A 21,769-nucleotide genomic window follows, 5' to 3' on the forward strand; every position below is an offset into this window, starting at 1 on the left:
ATTGACAAAACACAATCACAATTTATTAAATTTATTCAAATTCTTTATTTTTAAATACCACTTCATAGCACAGTATATATAATTTTCATCATAATGTAATCAGTTATAACGCTAATATTAGCACAAAAAAAACAGCCTAATATAGGCTGTTCTATTATTCAATAGCGAATATGTATATCGTTATAATGCAATTGCACTTGGTCAATGTTAGATAACCTAAGCACGGTTACGGTATTTCTTGATAGTTTGTAATTGTGCGACTGACTCAGCTAATGAGGCTAATGCAGCATTGGTTTGCAATGTTTCGGACTGATTAACTAGCATTTGCTCCGCTTTCTTACGTGCCTCAACAATTTTAGCTTCATCTAAATCGTGAGCACGTACTGCAGTATCCGCAAGAACCGTTACCATCTTAGGTTGAACTTCCAGAACACCGCCAGAGACATACACTATTTCTTCGTTACCATCTGGGGTTTGGATACGCATTGAGCCTGGTTTAAGTAGTGTGATCAGCGGGGTGTGACCAGCTAATATACCCACTTCGCCGTCAATACCCGTCGCAATTAACATACTGATTTCACCAGCATATATCTCTTCACGAGCACTTACTACTCGGCACTGTAAAGTTGCCATGCGACTCTCCGTCATTAACATACTAATTTGATATAAACGTTTACTATCTAAAAACGCTAGTTTGGTACTTATCTATTTAGATAGTTATATTGCTATGAAGCAACATAGGTCCAGGTTTTAACAAAGCACTTAAAAAGGTCTATTTAACTTAGTCTTTAAGTGACCTAATCTTAAACAAGCTATATCTTAAATAAGCTAGTTTAAAATTATTTAGTCTAAAATAACCCAGTTTAAAATAAACATTTCTAAAAAGACAATGACTTTGCTAAAACCCAGTTTGACTACCCACTATCATCAAGCAGACATTAAGCTGCAGATTTCATTTTCTCAGCTTTAGCAACCACTTCATCAATGCTACCCGCCATATAGAAGGCTTGTTCTGGTAAATCATCATACTTACCATCTAAAATATCACGGAAGCTTGAAATCGTATCCCGTAAGGTCACATATTTACCGGGTGCCCCTGTAAATACTTCTGCAACGTGGAATGGCTGCGATAAGAAACGCTGAATCTTACGAGCACGGTATACAACCATCTTATCTTCTTCAGACAGCTCATCCATACCCAAGATTGCGATAATATCTTTTAGCTCTTTATAGCGCTGAAGCACTTCCTGAACACCACGGGCGACAGCGTAATGCTCTTCACCAATCACTAAAGGATCTAGCTGACGTGAGGTAGAGTCAAGCGGGTCAATCGCAGGATAAATACCTTGTGAGGCAATATCACGACTCAATACGACAGTCGCATCCAAGTGAGCAAAGGTCGTTGCAGGTGATGGATCCGTTAAGTCATCCGCCGGTACATATACCGCTTGGATTGAAGTAATAGAACCGGTTTGAGTCGATGTAATACGCTCTTGTAGCACACCCATTTCTTCTGCTAGTGTTGGCTGATAACCAACCGCAGAAGGCATACGACCTAGAAGTGCTGATACTTCCGTACCGGCAAGTGTATAACGATAAATGTTATCAACGAATAGTAGTACGTCTTTACCCTTACCTGTTTCATCTTTTTGATCACGGAAATATTCCGCCATTGTTAAGCCAGTTAATGCCACACGTAAGCGGTTACCTGGTGGCTCATTCATCTGACCATACACCATCGCAACTTTAGAGTTAGTGAAGTTCTCAACGTCAACCACACCTGCCTCTTGCATCTCGTGATAGAAGTCATTACCTTCACGAGTACGCTCACCCACACCCGCAAATACAGATAAACCTGAATGCTTAAGGGCGATGTTGTTAATTAACTCCATCATATTAACGGTTTTACCAACACCGGCACCACCGAATAGACCAACTTTACCCCCTTTAGCAAACGGGCAAAGTAAGTCAATGACTTTAATGCCTGTTTCTAAAAGGTCAGTACTATTTGCTTGTTCGTCGTAAGAAGGTGCTGGACGATGAATTGACCAATGATCTTCTGAACTCACTGGGCCTTGCTCATCAATTGGACGACCCAACACATCCATAATACGACCTAAGGTAGCTTCACCAACAGGAACGGTAATCGGGGCTCCAGTATTGGTAACTGATATACCACGTTTAAGACCTTCGGTAGATCCCATCGCAATGGTACGCACAACACCATCACCCAGCTGCTGCTGAACTTCTAGTGTCGTCTCAGTACCGTCAACAACTAGGGCATCATAGACTTGAGGTACTTCAGTGCGGTTAAACTCGACGTCAATAACTGCGCCAATAATCTGTACTATACGACCGCTACTCATAGCGTTCTCCTTGAACTTCTAAAATATGGACTTTCTAAAGTAAGTGGGTCAATTAGGAAACAGCAGCAGCACCGCTAACAATTTCCGAAATTTCTCGGGTAATTGCCGCTTGACGCAGCTTGTTATAAACTAACTGTAAATCATTGATTAGGTCACCAGCATTATCGGTCGCAGCTTTCATAGCGACCATACGTGCAGACTGCTCTGATGCGATATTTTCCATCACTGCTTGGTAAACAATTGATTCGATGTAACGACCTAAAAGACCTTCAATTAATGTCTTAACATCTGGCTCGTAAATATAATCCCAATTGTTGTTGGTATTTAAGCCGGAGTTAGCATCAATAGACTCTTCAGGAAGTGGCACAAGTTGATTGACCAAAGGCTTCTGCGTCATTGCATTAACGAATTTATTATAAACGATATAGATGCGATCTAAGTGACCGTTTGCATAATCGTCAAGCATGGCTTGAACAGGTGCATTTAATTGCTCAAATGAGGGATTATCCCCATAATCAGTGACCGCCGAAGTTACTTTACCGCCGAAGCTTTTAAAGAAGCTAACCCCTTTAGAGCCAATGACTGCAAACTCAGCTTCAACAGATTGTTTTTCATAATCTTTGACATGATGCATCAATTGCTTAAACAAATTGACGTTTAGTCCACCTGCCAAACCACGATCAGAAGTCACTAAGATATAGCCTACACGGTTTACCGCACGGCTTTGCATATAGGGATGCTTATAATCTGAAGACGCATTGACTAAGTGTGAAACCACACGACGCATACTTTCAGCATAAGGTCGACCAACTTCCATACGCTCTTGAGCACGGCGCATTTTACTGGCGGCTACCATTTGCATCGCACGCGTAATTTTCTGCGTACTCTTAATGCTGGTAACTTTAGCACGAATTTCTTTTAAACTTGCCATAACATTTCCAATTCGGCGGGGTTTAAATGAGGTTAGATCTCATAATCACACTAGTTAAGATGGCGACTGGTCTAACCAGTCGCCTAAATTAAATTAGAACGAGTGATTTTGCAAAAAAGTTTCTACAGAAGCTTTTAAACGGCCCGCAATATCATCATTATAATTTGCAGTGTCGTTAATCTCTTTCATCAAGTCAGCTTGTTCATCATGCATATAGCGTAGATAGGCTTCTTCCCACGCTCCGATTCTCTCAACGGGGATATCTGATAAATAGCCTTCATTTGATGCATAAATCACTGCAGCTTGCTCAGCAACAGACATTGGCTGATACTGCTTCTGTTTCATAAGCTCTGTAACGCGCTCACCGTGATCAAGTTGCTTTTTAGTAGCATCATCAAGATCAGAGGCGAACTGGGCAAATGCAGCAAGTTCACGATACTGAGCTAAAGCGGTACGGATACCACCCGATAATTTCTTAATGATTTTAGTCTGAGCAGCGCCACCTACACGAGATACTGAAATACCCGCGTTAACTGCAGGACGAATACCTGAGTTAAATAAGCTTGATTCTAAGAAAATCTGACCATCAGTAATAGAGATGACGTTTGTCGGTACGAATGCAGATACGTCACCTGCCTGTGTTTCGATAATAGGTAATGCCGTTAACGACCCTGTTTTACCTTTAACTTCGCCGTTAGTGAATTCTTCTACATAATCAGCATTAACACGAGATGCACGTTCTAATAAACGTGAGTGAAGATAGAATACATCCCCTGGATAAGCTTCACGACCTGGCGGACGACGTAATAATAGTGAAATTTGACGATACGCTACAGCTTGTTTTGATAGATCATCAAATACGATTAAAGCATCTTCACCACGGTCACGGAAGTATTCGCCAATAGTACAGCCAGAGTATGGCGCAATGTACTGTAGTGCTGCAGGCTCTGAAGCAGAAGCCACCACCACGGTGGTATAGGCTAACGCTCCCGTTTCTTCAAGCTTACGTACCACGTTAGCAATCGTAGAACGTTTCTGACCAATTGCGACATAGACACATTTAATATCAGAATTTTTCTGAGCAATAATAGCGTCAATGGCTAAAGCAGTCTTACCAGTTTGACGGTCACCAATGATGAGCTCACGCTGACCACGACCAATGGGAATCATCGTATCAACAGCTTTGTAGCCTGTCATTACTGGCTCATCTACTGATTGACGCGCGATAACACCCGGTGCAATTTTTTCAACTTTATCCGTTAATTTAGCATTAATTGGACCTTTACCGTCGATTGGATTGCCTAAGGCATCAACCACACGGCCTAATAATTCAGGACCAACGGGTACTTCGAGAATACGACCAGTACAGTAAGCTTTTTGACCTTCTTGAAGACTGAGGTAATCACCCAAAACAACGGCGCCTACGGAGTCTTGTTCAAGGTTCAATGCCATACCATAGACATCGCCTTCAAACTCAATCATCTCACCATACATCGCATCTTCAAGACCATGAATCTGAACAATACCATCAAATACTTTGACAATAGTGCCTTCATTCTTAGCGGTTGCACCCGTATCAAGGTCTTGAATTCGCTGCTTAATCAGTTGACTGATTTCTGCTGGATTCAATTGTTGCATTGCCTTGTTTCCTTTAATTTGTGATTGCCTGCTTACTCGCTGGTTTATTAATGCTCTAGTAACTGTTATCAGTCTTTAGAAAGCCATTCAATGAGGGTGTGCGATGGGGTTGAGATTCATTAATTTACCAAAGCCACTTTTTCATTATTAATTATGCGTTAAGCAGTTAGCTGGGTTTTTAACTGTTTTAATTTTCCACGTACTGAGTCATCAACAAGCTTGTCGCCAATTTTGATAGTGGCACCCGCTAATAAACTGGGATCTACATCTTCATGGATAATAACAGACGCTTTTAAAGACTGTTCTAAACGTTGTTGAATCATCACTCTTTGTGATTCACTCAAGGGATATGCAGACGTGACGTATGCGTCGATTTGCTTAAGCGCTTTTGCACGATACAAGCTATATTGTTCATATACTTGCGGTAGTAAGCTTAAACGCTCTTGCTCCGCTAATTGGTGCACAAAGTTTTGAATTTGAGATGATGCTGCCGCTAGCGGGTCTGAGGGCTGGCCTTTTCTGGCATGATTTTGAGTGCTGAATAGTAGGGACTTTAGAGCCGTTGCATCTGAGGTCGTTACTTGCTCGTTATAAATACTAATCAGCAAATTTGCTTTCTGATCAGCGGTCGTAGCAGGATTCTCTAGCAAACGCATAAAGGCAGGATCACTCACCACGCTACTTGTGACAAACAAGAAGTCTTCCCAATCACCAATGACCGAGTTTTCATGGGCATAGTCAAATGCTGCTTTGGCATAGGGTCTTGCAAGTGTAGATAATTCAGCCATTATGTCCTCTTAGCCACATATTTATTGAAAACTTAATTAAACAACCAGATATCTAAAATTGAATATTGACTACTCTGACCTCTATCGTAACGTTAAAACCACAATCTGTATGATACTAAGTAATATCATAGAAATTTTACGATAGCACGATAGCTTCTAACGTATTTGATGGTTATCAAATGATAACAATATAAATCGAACGTCAGCATTATTCAAAATTAGATTAACTATAGCTTAGCTGCCAACTCTTCAAGCATACCGGCATGCTTTTGAGCATCGATTTTTTCTTTTAAAATCTGCTCAGCACCCAATACCGCAAGTTCTGAAACTTGTTTACGTAAGCTCTCACGCGCTTGATTGATCTCAAGGTCTATGGATTCACGAGCCTGTTGACGAATACGTTCGCCTTCGACTTGAGCTTGCGCTTTAGCATCTTCGATTAGTTGGTTAGCGCTTTTATTAGCTTGTTCAATTAAAGCTGCTGCTTTAACTTTTGCGGTTGCAAGTTCTTTCTCAGCTAACTGTTCAGCACTTGCTAAGTCTGCTTTCGCCTTTTCAGCTGCATTAAGCCCATCAGCAATTTTCTGCTGACGTTCGCTAATTGCACCCATTAAAGCAGGCCAAATAAACTTCATGCAAAATAGAACAAAAATTGCAAATGCTATGCTCTGACCGATTAGGGTAAGATTGATATTCACACGATCACCTCTTTATAAATAAAAATCAGTAGCATTGACCACTCGGTATCTGATTAAAACTCATTTTATCTCGAATGGTCAACAGGGGTCACTGATGATTTAATTAAGCCAGAGGGTTAGCGAATAACAATAACATCGCAATACCAACACCAATCATAGGCACCGCATCTAATAGACCGGCAACAATGAACATACGAGTTTGCAGCTGTGAACCAAGCTCTGGTTGACGTGCAACACCTTCTAGAAACTTACCACCTAAGATAGCAAAACCAATGCCTGTGCCTAAAGCACCTAAGCCGATTAGTAATGCAACTGCGATAACTGTGTAACCACCTAATACTGGATCCATTGATGTATCCTCATTTACCTAAAATAACTTTAATTAATGTTCGGTTTGTGATGCCAATGACAGATAAACTATCGTCAACATCATAAATACGAACGCCTGAAGTGTAATAACTAAGATATGGAAAATTGCCCAAGGTACTGATAGTGCCCACTGAATCCAAAACGGCATTAAGGCAATCAATACAAAGATCAGCTCACCTGCGTACATGTTACCGAATAAACGCAGACCAAGTGAAATTGGTTTAGCAATTAACGTAACAGACTCTAAGATGAGGTTGATTGGAATTAAAATAATTTTTGCGATTGGATTTTTTGCACTAAACGGATGTAGGGTTAATTCTCCAACAAATCCGCCTAAGCCTTTCTCTTTAATGCTGTAATAAATAATAAGAGCAAAAACTGAGAAAGACATCCCTAATGTGATGTTAGGATCTGTGCTTGGTACAATCTTCATATAAACGTGATGAGGATCATGACCCATTGCGGCACCAATCTTCTGTGCCAATGCAGGAATATAGTCAATTGGAATTAAATCCATCAAGTTCATTAAAAAGACCCAAACAAATATGGTTAGCGCTAGTGGCGCTATCAGTTTTGAGGTTCCGCTATATGAATCACGAACATTTGTATCAACAAACTCAACAATCATTTCGATAGCTGATTGTAGCTTACCTGGAACGCCTGATGTTGCTTTTTTTGCAACAAACCAAAATAAGGCACAGAATATAATACCCAAACCAATTGACCAAAGCATTGAATCCAAATGAATGGCCATAAAGCCCATGTCGCTGGCTTCTTGTGCAGTATGCGCAACCTTCCAGCCTTCACCTGGTAAGTAGCCATAAGTCCAGTTTGTCAAATGGTGAGCAATATAATCAGACGAGGATGTTTCAGCTGCCATAATATTAGCTTCTTATAAGTGTGTATTAACCTTTAATTTACTTAGCAAAAAATATCATTCATAGACTCTTTGCTAATTAAATTCCGACCCCAAAATAAACTCTACATATATTAAAGTAGAGAGGTTTATCTGTAAAGATTACGTTTATTTTTTTAATCTCTCTTTCTTGACTGTTACTTTAGCAAATACTGTATTACTGATTTGCAACATATCATACACTATATACGAATTAATTTTGCAATTTATAAAAGCTAAGGTTGAATCTAACAGAGTTGTGTTTAATTCGTATGACGCGCATTTTGTTAACTTATTAATGTGGCATTGATTATCACAAATACTTTAACCATTGGCTTCAACGGATTTTTAATAAAGCAACAAAGTGTCCTACTTGCATAGCCACGAAACCAATAATAGTCGCTGAAGCTAAAATCGACTTAATAGTCATAAATATTAAGCTAAAACCTGCAACGACTATAACCCACTTAATTATTTGACCTAAATATAAATAGCTCACAATATTGTTTTTAGCGGGTGCGCCAGTATATTTAAAGACAAATCCAGCGAATACCGTTTGCGCAAACCAATTTAGTATTGCGCCTGAGCTGACACTCTTTGCTATCGCAAAATTGTGCTTTAAAGAACCATCGACCGTATTGCTTGTCACCCAAAAGTCTACCACGCAGGCAACTGCAATTATGATTACGAGTACAAAGGCCCTATGGTAGGCTTGTTGTCGTAATTTGAGACGTTGTAGCGCTAGTCTCTGCGAGGCGCGTAACGGCGATTTTGAAGGAGTTACCATAACAATTCTGTCATACAAAACGCCGACCATTATAGTTATGGCTTTATAGTAAAGCAAGTAGAAAATCAACATTAGCTAAAATACTATTTTTATAATTTTATGTAAAAATAGTATCATTATTTCTTAACTATAGTCGAAGCCAGCTAAAAAAGGTACAAGGCAACCGAGTACAAGTTCTACTGTTGTAGGCCTAGCGAGGTTAACCCTGTAACTCTTTAGTCTGGCTATGACTATACTAAGCGCTTACCTTCAGATTTTAGTATAAGTTCTTAGTATTGTTCTTTAAAATACATAGGAACATTTACTGTCTACAACAATCATCTATATTAATGACTAATAACAAGAGCGTCTTTCACAACAAAGTAACTAGACAATCAATTATTTCAAAATATGCGACTATCTCAAAGAACCTCTATATTTTAATTAACGCACGCACTGATTTATATCTTCTGCCAGCGCCAACCAACCTGAAATAAAACTATCAGCAGAACTCATATCTTCTTGCTGCACGCTACTTTTTACTGGCATTAACTTGCTAAGTACGCCTTGATTGCTATCAGATTGTAATAAGATACACATGGTTTGCTGCGGTCTATGTTGTTTCAACCAATAAAACTGACTGGCCTTAGGCGGCAGATGATGATCTGTGGTTAATGCCCCTGATAACGTTAAGTTTAACGTTGATTCAATATAGCCAAAGGCGTCATGATAAGCCCAATAAGGCTTTTGTGCTACCGATTGAACTTGCACCTTTGCCACTGCAGCATCCATTTCTTTAGCAAATCGTCGAACATTTGCCTCATAGACTGCTTTGTACTTAGGATTAGCACGACTATAAATAGCCCCAAGTGCTCGGGTAATAGCCTTTGCATTATCTGGATCTAGCCAAATATGGGGATCTAGCGTACCCTCCATCGGTTGCGCTTTGACATCTCTCACAGGCAACCGGTTAAAGGCATTTAGATCAAATAAGCTAATGGTATTGGGACTATTGGCAAGCGGTTTTACTAAATTAGACTCCAACTGTTCTCCAAACCAGACCACGTAACGACTGTCTTTGACATATTTCATGTCACTAGGGCTTAAGCTACCATGATGCCCTACGTCTCCGGCATCTAGTAATAGCTTTCCAGAGGGCGCTCCTTTAGTGACCTCCTCACTAAGCAAAAACAGGGGATAGTTACTAATAGCAACCTCCGTTTTGTTACGAATACTAGCGGGTAAGTCATTAATACTTATATACTGGCGTGATGCCTGATTTTTATCTGTATTATTTGACAACTGATTAGCGTGTTGCACCTGTGGTTCATTATCAAGATGGTCATGATGCTCATGTTGTTCTTGGTGCACATCATCGACGGCCTGAGCGGGGACGGTTAAAAATGCGAATAAGGACGTGAGACTTAGTAGCGATAAACCCACCCTTTGCATGACACGCTGAAATAAGCGATAACGCTGTGATGGATTTATCGACTTAGCTTTAGGTTTGACAATATTCATAGCACACTCTTTTTTTATAATATTAAGATCTATCGAAGCATTTGACTAACTTACGAATCGTTAAACTGGCTCATACGACTCGTTAAACTGGCTCAATAGTGGTCTTTAGAAAAACCATCATCGATGAATGACTTGCTATGTTATACTATAACAAATAATAATTTAAGCATTTTTTTATTTTTTGACTAAAATAGCTATCTTTGACTCAATAAATGTTTATTATTTAAACTCTTACTGAGGTTTACTTGACGCTATCTAATACTAGGAGGTGCACAATGAAAGATCTAATAACAGAGGGTCATATAGATGTGAATACCTCTTGTGAAGAACATTCTTGTTTAGAAAGTAAAGGTGATAACAATATCGAAAACGATAAACGCCCGCATTTACACGATGTACACGCGCTTTGTGAACAAGATATAAAGGCCCGTTTGCACAGTGCTGATCAGATGTGTACTAAAAAAGGGGTTCGTTTTACGCCCCTGCGGCGAACCGTTTATCAATTAATACTGCAAGCCGATAAACCTTTGGGAGCTTACGATTTAATCCAAAGCTTGCAAGACAACCGCGCCCAACAGCAAGGTAACGAAGCTAAAATGGTAGCTCCCCCAACCATTTACCGTACCTTAGAGTTTTTATTAGAGCTTGGTTTTATTCATCAATTGACCTCAATTAATGCCTTTGTCCCTTGCTGCCATCCTCGTGATGAGCACAATGCAGTATTTTTATTATGCACTGCTTGCCAGCGTGTTCAGGAGTTTAGTGGCCTACCCGTTCAAGAAATTGTCGGTTATGTCAAAAAGCAAGTTGGCTTTAAAGTACAGCAAAGCGTCATGGAGTTAAAAGGGGTATGTCATACATGCCTGCCTAACCCACCAGCGTTTTCTGCGGACGTATCATAAATGATGATTATCAAAGACAGTTCTCATTCTAATACCAGTGGCAATCCATCCGACCCAGCCAAGAGCGATGGCTTATTGCCTTCTAATACCTTGTCTGCGAGTAAATTGTCTGCTAGTAAATTGCCTGCTGATACGATACTAATGACATTAGACTCAGTAGGTTATCAACTCAATGACCGTTCATCAAACCGTTTAGAAAATAAGGGCTGGCTTAGCAGTGCCCGCTCTTCAAAGTCAGCCGATAGTGCGGATACAAGCCCCTTACATAAGGTACTGCTCAGTAATATTGACTTACAAATTTTGCCTTATGAAAAAATCAGTGTCATTGGGCCTAATGGTGCCGGAAAATCTACTTTAATGAAGCTGATCTTAGGACTGATAGCCCCTACTTCCGGTCATATCAGTCGTCATCCTGACCTAAAAGTCGGCTATGTGCCACAAAAATTCAGTGTCCCCTCTATTCTACCTTTAAGGGTTGAAGATTTATTAGCACAAACCAAAAATCAGTTGAATGATGAAGAACAAACGGCTTTATATGATCGACTTTCAATTAATCGCTTGTTAAAAAAGCAAGTTATTCATCTTTCTGGTGGGGAAACCCAGCGTATGTTGCTGGCTCGCTCATTGTTAATAAAACCAAATTTATTGATACTTGATGAGCCAATGCAAGGGTTAGATCCGGAAAGTGAACGTTGGTTGTATGAGTTTATTGATGACCTGCCCTCGTTTTTACAATGTGCTATGGTAGTGGTTTCACATGATTTACACTGGGTAATGCGTGGTAGTCGACGGGTAGTCTGTTTAAATAAACATATTTGCTGCGAAGGTCAACCCAGTGAGCTTGAAGTGTCTGATGAATTTAAGAAACTATTTGGTCATCAATATGAGCAACCTTATATTCACAAGCCCCATGACTGCCAGCATGATGCGCCTCACCTTCAATAATCTCGGTATCCGTAGTGATTTCAAATTTTGATGACACGTAAATTCTGACACGTAAGTTCTATAGTAAGGGCGTTATAGAATTGACTAATTACGACTCCGATAAAGTACAGTTATCATGAATAGCCAGATTTGAGACTGCACATTATAGTCAAAGAAGTCTAAAATGGTTACAAGGCAACCGAGTGCAAGTGCTACTGGAGTAGGCTTAACGAGGTTAACGCCGTAACCGTTTAGTAGTTCGCTGACTATACCTTTTTTAAATGTTTTTGATACCCGCTTTGGATAGATTTTATATGCTGACTGAATGGCTAGATATCGTTGCGCCTGCTTGGATTGCAGGCAGTCTACTGGCTTTATTATCTGCCCCCTTAGGCTGCTTGGTACTTTGGCGACGCATGGCTTTTTTTGCCGATGCTTTGGCACATGGAACTTTATTTGGCGTCGCTTTAGCTGCTATCTGGCAATTACCCTCCGCCGTTGGTATCGCCATCGTGAGTATGATTGTGGTATTGGGACTTTTATGGCTTGAAGACGAGCGACTTCCGAACGATGCCTTATTAGCGGTTGTCTCAGTGACCATGCTATGTTTGGGTTTATTGAGCTTAACCCAACTGACCCAGATGCAGGCTAATGTCATGGGCTATTTATTTGGCAACTTACTGGAAGTTAGTTGGTATGATCTGCCAATACTGTCAGGTTGTGTCGCAATTGGAATAGTCTTCTTAGCTTATATCTGGCGTCCTCAGGTCATCCTTGCCACTCATGCAGACTTAGCCAAAGTGGCGGGAGTAAATGCGATCCGCCAACGCTTGTTCTTTTTGGGCGTATTAGCAGGATTTTGTGCATTGGCATTGCAAGCGGTAGGCAGCTTATTGATTAGCGGACTCTTAATCCTTCCTGCACTGACTGCCCGTCTCTTTTCGCACTCTCCTAAACAGATGGTAATTATCTCAATTATTCTGGCACAATTAGCCGTTACTGCCGGCATTTGGGGCAGTGTTCTACTAGATATTTCGACAGGACTAGCCATAGTATTAGGCTTGGCAATTGTCTTTTTTAGTGCGTTTATGGTATCTAAGATTTAAACGTGATGGATTTATTTTATACCTATTATTTTTTTAATTCTCTACCTTCCATCTTATATCAAATTTTCTATACCTAACCGGCAGGATTATATGCATAATGACGCGGCGCTAAACAACATTGAAACCCCAGATGGCAAAGTGAATATCCTACAGCTAACGGATCTTCATCTTTATTTAGACACCTCAACATCCGTCGCAGGCATTAATAATCATCAAAGCTTCATGGCCTGTCTTAAGCAAGCACTAAATGAGAACCGGCGCTGTGATTTGATTTTAGTCACCGGCGATTTAGTCAATGAAGTGAAGCCTGAAATATATGATCGTCTTTATGCCATACTGTCAAAAACAGGTATTCCCTTCGCCTGTATCGCCGGCAATCATGATGTTACTGATGAATTAGGCACTGACTTACCCTATGATCAACGTCAGTTCGTGGCTCATAATCCCGATGCCAGACTACTTTCTCGTTACTGCATTAAGGTAAATAACTGGCATATCCTACTGTTAGACAGCAGTGTACCAGGTAAGGTCTACGGGCGGGTTGGTGACAAAAACTTGCAATGGCTACATCAAACTCTAGCAGACTGTCATTATCCTGTCATAATTGCCATGCATCATCACGTGCTACCCATGAACTCCGACTGGATTGATGCTCATATTACCCAAGACGCACAACTATTTTGGCAAACCATCGGCAAATACCCTATGGTAAAAGCGGTGGTGACAGGGCATGTTCATCAATATTATGAAGGTAGACATTGCAATATCGAGGTATATAGCACGCCCTCAACGTGTTATCAATTTACCCCCAAGCAAGATGACTTCGAAATTGATCAACATGCAGCGCCTGGTTACCGTTGGTTAAGTCTATCTGCCAATGGTGAGATTAAAAGCTGGATAAGCAGACTGACGGATAACTCAATATCGTAAGTCATTATTCTATGGTGTCAGTGTCATTAATAAACGTTATGATCGACTTATACTGCTTCATTCTTTGAGTTTAATTTGAACTATTTGTAAGGTGAACTTATTTAATACTTCTAGTAAATCAAATAAAATTGTGATATAAGAGTCAATTATTTTATTTCGGCACCCCTTCTAAATGGATATAGGAAATTGTCATGAGTCAAACTGCTACTGACGACCTAATTTTTAAGCCTTATGACGCGAAAGCAGATGAAGAATATATGTCAGATGCTCAGCTAAAACACTTCGAAACCATTCTAAAAGCATGGAAGCTTCAACTTGCAGGTGATGCTGACCGTACCAAAAGCTACATTCAAGATGAGTCAACGTCATTGTCAGACACCAATGATAGAGCGACTCAGGAAGAAGAGTTTGCACTGGCCTTACGTACGCGTGATCGCGAACGTAAGTTAATTCGTAAGATCGATAAATCACTGGCTGAAATTAGTAATGGTGATTATGGCTATTGCGAAACTTGTGGGATTGAAATTGGCTTGCGCCGTTTAGAGGCTCGTCCTACTGCCACTCAGTGCATCGATTGCAAGACCTTATCAGAAATTAAAGAACGTCAAAATTGGGGACACTCTTAACGCTTATAACAGATAATGGGTCACGTGCGGTGGTTGTCTATATCCATCTAACTAACTGATTTAAGCTTTGTTATCGCTTATCAAATATGACCCAAAGACCTGTTATAGATGACAATGTGACTCTTTATGGTTATCAATACCCCTGAACGGCCCTCAGTTGATCCTAAATTAGGGTCAATTGTGGGCCGTTTTGCCCCTTCCCCCACAGGTGAGCTTCATTTAGGCTCTCTGACCACAGCCATTGCCAGCTATTGCCATATTAAGTCGCTTGGCGGCACTTGGTTACTGCGTATTGAAGATACCGATCATCAACGCTGCCATGCTACGTATTCAAAGCAAATACTACTAGATTTAGAACGTTTAGGCCTACACTGGGATGGCGACGTTTGCTATCAGTCACAAAGAGAGGCACTGTATAATGATCTGTTACACACCCAGCTTCTAGACCGTATATATGCCTGTCACTGCTCACGTAAACAATTGCAAGGCCACGATATCTATCCAAGATATTGTTTAACGAGTAATAGCTTGAACAATAATCGCTTAACGAGGGAAAGTAAGCTCCGATCAAACCTTACGGATACAGCTTCTTATTTACCGCATAAACATAACATAGAGCAATTAAGTGATAACAAAGTAAGAATACAAATGCCCAACCATATTATGGGCTTTATTGATGGTATCCAAGGGGTTCAATGGGCAAACCCTCAGACTACGTTAGGGGATGTTGTGTTACGGCGAGCGGATGGCACCATTAACTATTTTTTAGCGGCCAGTATCGATGATGGCCTACAAGGGGTTACCCATGTCATGCGAGGCTTAGATATATTGCCACTAACCACGGCTCAAATTGCCATTATGTCGTATCTTAACTTACCTGCGGTTGGACATTGGTATCATCTTCCACTCGTTGAAAATAATCAGGGTCAGAAATTATCTAAGCAAAATTTAGCGACGCCCATTGATACGAATAGTATTGCAAAATGCCAACAACTTATCCAACACTCGCTCCGTTTATTAAAACAACCAGACGTTGAGATAGGCAGTCCTGAAACGATGCTGGCTCAAGCGGTTCAACAATGGTCTAACACCCCACTCAAGTATCAAAGCGTATTAGGAAAAGTTTAATCTTTAACTTAACGTTTCTCGTAAACCCTATGTCAAAATTGCTAAATCTGCCTTTTATTTTAAAACAGTGCCATTCATATACTCATGTGGTAAATGTTCAACAGATACTATTTCTAATAATAACGACACGAGGCACTCTTTATATTAGGACTATGCTTATTGATGCTTAACAGCAGTCCGACCATGATTAAGCTGATTAACATTGATGAGCCGCCGTAGCTAAAGAACGGCATAGTTAACCCTTTCGTCGGTAAAATACCCATGTTCATGCCGGCATTGACCGTTACCTGACCAATAAAAATAATGCCGAAACCAAAAGCGGTGTAACTTAAACGCATTTGACGCCGTTTGAGTGCATTAAAACTAATGCGCATAATACTCATAATCATCATAGCCTCAAGAACTAAAACCGTTACCACCCCTACCAGACCCAACTCTTCGCCCGTCACCGCCAATAAAAAATCAGTATGCGCTTCTGGTAAATGAGCAAGCTTTTGCACACTCTCACCATAGCCAACGCCAGTGATTTGGCCGCGCCCAAAAGCTATCAAACTACGTGCCAATTGATAGTCTGATCCTTGTATATCATCAAAGGGATCTAGGAATGATACCGCACGTATCAACCGATACTCCTGAAACATAATCCCCATTGCGCCTAACACTGTCACCCCAATGATAAGGCTTATAGATTGAGCGCGGGGGGCGCCAGCGACAAAGAAAATCGCTAAGATAGTACCCGTAAGAATCACAGACGACCCATAGTCAGGCTGCATAATTAATAGAAAAATTAACACACTGACTAAAGCGCTCATCCTGAGAATACCACCCATACCAGTACGTACTTCATTGGCTCGGCGAACCACAAAATCTGCAGTAAACACTACCATGACGAGCTTAACCAGCTCTGCCACCTGAAAATTAATAAAACCTATCTCGATCCAACGCTTAGACCCATTAATAGCATCGCCAAATATCAGAGTAAACACCAACAAGCACACAATGACAGCGAGTCCAAAAGCTAATGACAGTATGTCATAGACCCACCGCAGTGGTAGCTTATAAAACAACAGTCCAGCAAATAGGCCAACCCCCATATACAACAGATGACGGTCAAAAAAGAAAAGTGGTGCCATCTCATGCATTTTGGCAAAAGGGATTGACGCCGAGGCTACCATGATAAGACTCAATACTAATAAGCAAGAAACGCTAGTTAGCAACACACTACCAGCAGAAGGCAGTGAAAATATACCTGTATTATTACGGGGACGTTGGGAAAGTGCATTTGGGGTATACGCTGATGCAGGTGGAGTGTCTTTTGCCATAGGATTTCAACTGTAATTTAACGATTTATTAAGGTATATATTTGCCCGTTTTATAATAACAGGACAATAAAGCCCATAGGATTAACTTGGTAACTGCTCAACTAACTGACAGAAGTGTTCACCACGATGAGTATAACTGCTGTACTGATCGAAGCTTGCACAGGCAGGGGATAGCAATACTGCGGCTATTTGCGACAAACTACTCGCAACTAAGGACTGCGCTTTATCCATTGCATTGTCAAGTGTGTGGCAGTGATATACCTCGACATCATCGCTCAACTGAGCTTGCTGTATATGCTCAGCGATTATAGACTCATCTTCCCCAATCAATAAAACCTGACTGACATATTTGTTGATTAAAGGGGTTAACTCCCCAAACTGCTGACCTTTACCTTGCCCACCCAGTATTAAAAGCAGCTTTGTCTTGCCATCAGTTTGGGCACTGTAAACAGAGCCTAACCCTGAAATAGCAGCCAAAGTAGAGCCAACATTGGTGCCTTTTGAGTCATTAAAATAGTCAACGCCTGATACATTATCCACAAATTGACAACGATGGGGCAGGCCAGAGAACGCTTGCAACGTTTGCAGCATGCTCTCATTATCTATACCGGCCAGCTCGCCTAATGCTAGTGCTGCCAAAGCATTGACTAAATTATGCTTGCCTTTAATTTTGAGCTCATCTGCACTGATTAATTTTTGAGTGCCTTTAGATAGAAATATACTACCATCACCTTCAGTGATTAAACCATATTCTCCCAGATCTGGGGCATTTGACCCCACACTTAGACGTGGAATATCATCACCAATTAAAGGTCTTGATAAAGCGTCGTCACGATTAACGACAATGGATTTAGCCCCTTGGAAAATACGATGTTTTGCCTGATGATAGCCTAACATATCTCCGTGCCGGTCTAAATGGTCTGGTGACATATTAAGCACGGTTGCCACTTGTGCACCTAAATTTGTTACCGTTTCAAGTTGGAAGCTAGACAGCTCTAATACTGCCAACTCCATGTTATCTCCTAACGAGTCATCCTCTAATAAGCTTAAAGCAGGCAGACCGATATTACCGCCTACCCCTACTTTAATACCGGCATCTTGAGCCATTTGTCCCACTAGCGTTGTTACCGTACTTTTAGCGTTAGAGCCTGTAATTGCGATTATAGGAGCCTGACAGGCTTCTTTAAATAGCTGGATATCACTGACAATAGGGATATCTGCCAGCTTTGCTTGCGCGACCGCTGGTGTGGTCAATGGAACCCCTGGACTAATAATAATGCGACTTGCCTTTAATAGCAGATCAGCATCAAGGTTTCCAAACGACCGAATCTCAATGCTAGGATCAAGCTTATTTTCCAGTATTGGCGCGGGACTCGCATCGGTGATAGCGACACGATAGCCTCGACGTGCAAGATAATTAGCCGTTGCCAGACCTGACTGACCCAGCCCAATGACCACTTGCAACCCATTGCCTTTTTGTATTAATTGTTCTGAGTCTGCTATGGAAGAAGGGTTATACTGCTGCACCTGTTTATTAGCATTATTGTTATAAGAACTAGAATTATTAGATTTAGGGTTATTTGCATTAGGATTATTTAAATTACCATTAATAGACTGATGATAATCACTGTCCTTATTGTAAGAAACTTTGTTTATTGTTTTCGGCAGTGGGCTAACGCTTGGGTCAGTACTCATAGTCTGTCCTTATTTCTTTATTGTGATATGATGCAGCTATTTTTTGTAACAACTTTTAATTTGTAGTAACTTTGATTTGATGGGCATCTGAGCTAATCAAGCATGAGATCGACACTCAGCGCCTATCAGATTATAGGGTCTGTCGAACATTTCCACATTTGAATGTTCAACAGACCCTAATCATCATAATAGAATCAATGATAAAATAATGGATGAATTAATTTTGTTAAATTGCGTTTCTTATTCTACCATGACCCTAGGGGCTATATAACATACTTTATTAATGACACATGACCCTATGTCGGACCTAAATACTGACAACTCCCTAACATTTAACCCCATAAATTAGTAATCGACCCAAATACTATGAAAGTACCTTCAATAAATACAATACGCGACGAGTGGTTTTCTAATGTGCGCGGTGATGTGTTATCCGGCTTAGTTGTCGCCCTAGCATTAATCCCTGAAGCCATTGCCTTTTCTATAATAGCGGGCGTTGACCCAAAAGTTGGGTTATATGCATCCTTTTGTATTGCCGTCGTTATCAGCTTCGTGGGGGGACGCCCTGGTATGATTTCTGCTGCAACCGGTGCGATGGCCTTGGTGATGGTTACCTTGGTGGCGGATCACGGCTTACAGTACTTACTGGCCGCAACATTATTATGCGGGGTTATTCAATTTTTTATGGGGGTTTTCAAGCTTGGAAACCTGATGCGCTTTGTGTCACGCTCTGTCGTAATAGGGTTTGTAAACGCCCTAGCTATCTTAATTTTTATGGCGCAATTACCTGAGCTTGTACCCGCCCTGAACCCAGATGCGGCAGGTCGAATAGGGCTACCTGTCTATATTATGACCGCTGCTGGCCTTGCAATTATTTATGGTTTTCCGCTTATTCCTAAGATCGGTAAAATTATACCCTCCCCCTTAATTTGTATTGTCGGTCTGACTATTGTGGCCCTTTACATGGGATTGGATATCCGTAATGTCGGTGATATGGGTGAGCTGCCAGATACGTTGCCGATGTTTTTATTGCCAGATATTCCGTTAACTATTGAGACATTACTGATTATTGCGCCCTACTCTATTGCTCTGGCGATAGTGGGCTTGCTTGAATCGATGATGACCGCAACTATCGTTGATGACTTAACGGATACCCCCAGTGATAAAAACCGTGAGTGCCGTGGTCAAGGCATTGCTAATGTTGCCTCAGGCTTCTTTGGTGGCATGGCAGGTTGTGCGATGATTGGGCAATCCGTTATCAATGTCAAATCTGGCGGTCGTACCCGATTATCGACCCTTATTGCCGGTGTGGTACTGCTGATTATGGTGGTATTTTTGAGTGAATGGGTCAGCCAAATTCCTATGGCGGCACTGGTCGCTGTGATGATCATGGTGTCAATCGGTACCTTTAACTGGGAATCATTGCGAGAGTTTAAAACACACCCCATGTCGTTTAACGTAGTGATGTTAGCGACCGTTATAACGACCGTATTTACTCATAATTTAGCGTATGGTGTGTTAGTCGGTGTACTCTTGTCTGCGCTGTTCTTTGCAAACAAGATTGGTCAGTTCTTAAGTGTATTCAGTGAGTACGACGAAGACCAAAACACACGCTACTATTATGTTCAAGGTCAAGTATTCTTTAGCTCAAGCACGCAATTTATAGACAGCTTTGATACCAAAGAAGCGTTAGATAAAGTGGTCATTGATGTCAGCCAAGCTCATTTTTGGGACATCACGGCGGTTGATACGCTGGATAAATTAGTCATTCGTTTCCAACGTGAAGGGATTGATGTTAAAGTTATGGGACTAAATAATGCGAGCCGTACTATCATTGACAAGTTCTCAGTCCATGATCGCCGTGATATCGGTTTGCTTGATTAATTTAAATTCATGTTATTAAAAATCAATGTTATTAAAAACAGTCTGTGTTATTAGTATGCCTGAATGCTCAACAGACCCTAAGTTGTTTTTATTTTTTCGATAGCTGTCCCGATTGAGTGATTGATATGAGTAATTTAAAACCTGGTAGTGTCATCGCTTGTCTGGATCGTCCGGACCATGTACAAGCCGTACTTGATGGTAGCCTGTGGGCTACTAAAATGTTACACGCCCCCATTGGCTTATTGTACTCTGTACCCAGTGTTCATTCTAAAGCTGCGGTAGACTTTTCAGGTTGCTTAATTGCTGATGATAGTGACGCCATACTCAACCAGTTAACTTTAGAAGAAAAAAATACCAACGGTAAGCGTCACAATCAAGGCCGTTTACTGCTAAAACAAGCTGCTAATTACTGTCAACAGCATAAGAGTCTCGATAAACAGCAGACTTATTCTCTACACCGCCACTCCTCCATCTCTGAAAGCTTGGACTATGTTAACAATAGCGCCCAACTGATCGTTATTGGTCATCAGGTAACGTGTAAAGACACTTTATCACAATTGATTCGGGCGAGTCGCTGCCCTACCTTAGTTACCCAAGAAGCGTTTAAAGCACCAAAAACAGCGCTATTAGCGTTTGACAATCGTCCGACTTGCCATGCACTGTTAAAGTGGCTATGTAGCAATGCTTTGGTGCGTAACACAACACTACATGTGGTCATGGTGGGTGAAGAGAATGAACGTAACAAAGATGCCCTACGCGAGGCTTATGCAAAGCTTAAACAAGCGGGTATTCAGTGTAAGAAGGCATTAATAGACAGTCGTGATGTGACAGCCGCTCTGATGTATTACCAACGTCAAAATGAACTTGATATGTTAATTACTGGCGCGTTTGGAGAGTCACGCTTACATGAGCTATTGCACGGCAGTAACACACGTCAAATGTTAAAGGCCAGTAGCACCCCCTATCTACTATATCCCCGTCACTAACCCTGGTTGTATTCATCGTTTAGCCGTCGCCACTTATCCTTTTATGCATAACTCAAAAAAGTGTCTTATTGTCTAAAATACCTACCTATTGTCTAAAATACCTTAAATTTAGAGTATGAATACAGGTTCTATTGCTTAAAATGTCCCACCGTTTAATAACCCAATGGGTCGTCAGTTATCTATTTTATGGTTTTCAAAGGTTTCACAAATTGCTAACTAATGACTAACCTAATCGGGGTAAACTTCGCTATAATAAATCCGTTATTAGCCGTTATGGTGCGTACCTATTTGGTG

General features: G+C 40.9%; 20 protein-coding genes. 8 read left to right on the forward strand and 12 right to left on the reverse strand.

From position 1 onward, the window contains the following. Positions 1-216: 216 nt before the first annotated feature. From AC21OG_RS03745 to AC21OG_RS03790, 10 genes are all read right to left on the reverse strand, one after another. Positions 217-633 (reverse strand): F0F1 ATP synthase subunit epsilon, encoded by a 417-nt coding sequence (locus tag AC21OG_RS03745; RefSeq protein ID WP_486547676.1) that lies wholly within the window; start codon positions 631-633, stop codon positions 217-219. 305 nt (positions 634-938) lie between these two features. Further along, positions 939-2,366: a F0F1 ATP synthase subunit beta gene (atpD, locus tag AC21OG_RS03750; RefSeq protein ID WP_486547677.1), complete on the reverse strand. Its 1,428-nt coding sequence runs from the start codon at positions 2,364-2,366 to the stop codon at positions 939-941. Between the two features lie 52 nt (positions 2,367-2,418). Next, positions 2,419-3,297, reverse strand: a complete 879-nt coding sequence (atpG, locus tag AC21OG_RS03755; protein ID WP_486547678.1) for a F0F1 ATP synthase subunit gamma — start codon at positions 3,295-3,297, stop codon at positions 2,419-2,421. Positions 3,298-3,390: 93 nt separating this feature from the next. Then, positions 3,391-4,935 (reverse strand): F0F1 ATP synthase subunit alpha, encoded by a 1,545-nt coding sequence (gene atpA, locus AC21OG_RS03760; RefSeq protein WP_486547679.1) that lies wholly within the window; start codon positions 4,933-4,935, stop codon positions 3,391-3,393. Between the two features lie 158 nt (positions 4,936-5,093). Continuing rightward, the gene (locus AC21OG_RS03765; protein ID WP_486547680.1) at positions 5,094-5,723 is read right to left on the reverse strand and encodes a F0F1 ATP synthase subunit delta; all 630 of its coding nucleotides are present in this window, start codon (positions 5,721-5,723) and stop codon (positions 5,094-5,096) included. A gap of 227 nt (positions 5,724-5,950) precedes the next feature. After that, positions 5,951-6,421 (reverse strand): F0F1 ATP synthase subunit B, encoded by a 471-nt coding sequence (locus AC21OG_RS03770; RefSeq protein ID WP_487377765.1) that lies wholly within the window; start codon positions 6,419-6,421, stop codon positions 5,951-5,953. A 103-nt stretch (positions 6,422-6,524) separates the two neighbouring features. Beyond that, positions 6,525-6,770, reverse strand: coding sequence for a F0F1 ATP synthase subunit C (gene atpE / locus AC21OG_RS03775; RefSeq protein WP_096065249.1), 246 nt, complete (start codon positions 6,768-6,770; stop codon positions 6,525-6,527). Between the two features lie 33 nt (positions 6,771-6,803). Continuing rightward, positions 6,804-7,670 carry a F0F1 ATP synthase subunit A gene (gene atpB, locus AC21OG_RS03780; RefSeq protein ID WP_487377764.1) on the reverse strand — a complete coding sequence of 289 codons (867 nt, stop codon included), beginning with the start codon at positions 7,668-7,670 and terminating at the stop codon, positions 6,804-6,806. A 352-nt stretch (positions 7,671-8,022) separates the two neighbouring features. Then, a complete protein-coding gene (locus tag AC21OG_RS03785) occupies positions 8,023-8,472 on the reverse strand; it encodes an ATP synthase subunit I (RefSeq protein ID WP_487377763.1) in 450 nt (149 codons plus the stop codon). Positions 8,473-8,895: 423 nt separating this feature from the next. Next, positions 8,896-9,972, reverse strand: coding sequence for a metal ABC transporter solute-binding protein, Zn/Mn family (locus AC21OG_RS03790; RefSeq protein ID WP_487377762.1), 1,077 nt, complete (start codon positions 9,970-9,972; stop codon positions 8,896-8,898). A 275-nt stretch (positions 9,973-10,247) separates the two neighbouring features. Between AC21OG_RS03790 and AC21OG_RS03795 the strand changes: the two genes are divergently transcribed. The 6 genes from AC21OG_RS03795 to AC21OG_RS03820 all read left to right on the forward strand — a co-directional run bounded on the left by AC21OG_RS03795 (position 10,248) and on the right by AC21OG_RS03820 (position 15,588). Beyond that, positions 10,248-10,874 (forward strand): Fur family transcriptional regulator, encoded by a 627-nt coding sequence (locus AC21OG_RS03795; RefSeq protein WP_487377761.1) that lies wholly within the window; start codon positions 10,248-10,250, stop codon positions 10,872-10,874. 141 nt (positions 10,875-11,015) lie between these two features. After that, positions 11,016-11,819 carry a metal ABC transporter ATP-binding protein gene (locus AC21OG_RS03800; protein ID WP_487377832.1) on the forward strand — a complete coding sequence of 268 codons (804 nt, stop codon included), beginning with the start codon at positions 11,016-11,018 and terminating at the stop codon, positions 11,817-11,819. Positions 11,820-12,115: 296 nt separating this feature from the next. Then, positions 12,116-12,904: a metal ABC transporter permease gene (locus tag AC21OG_RS03805; protein ID WP_487377831.1), complete on the forward strand. Its 789-nt coding sequence runs from the start codon at positions 12,116-12,118 to the stop codon at positions 12,902-12,904. A 90-nt stretch (positions 12,905-12,994) separates the two neighbouring features. Further along, entirely contained in the window at positions 12,995-13,834 is an 840-nt protein-coding gene (locus tag AC21OG_RS03810; protein WP_486547686.1) for a metallophosphoesterase, read from the forward strand. Between the two features lie 191 nt (positions 13,835-14,025). Then, complete coding sequence (dksA, locus tag AC21OG_RS03815) at positions 14,026-14,460, forward strand: RNA polymerase-binding protein DksA (protein ID WP_486547687.1); 435 nt, start codon at positions 14,026-14,028, stop codon at positions 14,458-14,460. 126 nt (positions 14,461-14,586) lie between these two features. Further along, positions 14,587-15,588: a glutamyl-Q tRNA(Asp) synthetase gene (locus tag AC21OG_RS03820; protein WP_487377760.1), complete on the forward strand. Its 1,002-nt coding sequence runs from the start codon at positions 14,587-14,589 to the stop codon at positions 15,586-15,588. Positions 15,589-15,701: 113 nt separating this feature from the next. On the opposite strand, the gene ftsW is transcribed toward AC21OG_RS03820, so the two are convergent. Both ftsW and murD read right to left on the reverse strand, forming a co-directional pair. Beyond that, the gene (gene ftsW, locus AC21OG_RS03825; RefSeq protein ID WP_486547689.1) at positions 15,702-16,910 is read right to left on the reverse strand and encodes a putative lipid II flippase FtsW; all 1,209 of its coding nucleotides are present in this window, start codon (positions 16,908-16,910) and stop codon (positions 15,702-15,704) included. An 81-nt stretch (positions 16,911-16,991) separates the two neighbouring features. Further along, on the reverse strand, positions 16,992-18,605 hold the full coding sequence (gene murD / locus AC21OG_RS03830) for a UDP-N-acetylmuramoyl-L-alanine--D-glutamate ligase (RefSeq protein WP_487377759.1): 1,614 nt from the start codon (positions 18,603-18,605) through the stop codon (positions 16,992-16,994). Between the two features lie 366 nt (positions 18,606-18,971). On the opposite strand from murD, the gene AC21OG_RS03835 reads away from it, so the two are divergent. Next, positions 18,972-20,489, forward strand: coding sequence for a SulP family inorganic anion transporter (locus AC21OG_RS03835; RefSeq protein ID WP_487377758.1), 1,518 nt, complete (start codon positions 18,972-18,974; stop codon positions 20,487-20,489). Positions 20,490-20,614: 125 nt separating this feature from the next. Then, complete coding sequence (locus AC21OG_RS03840) at positions 20,615-21,475, forward strand: universal stress protein (protein ID WP_486547692.1); 861 nt, start codon at positions 20,615-20,617, stop codon at positions 21,473-21,475. The last annotated feature ends 294 nt before the right edge of the window (positions 21,476-21,769 follow it).

It is taken from the genome of Psychrobacter sp. CX5, assembly GCF_057621535.2.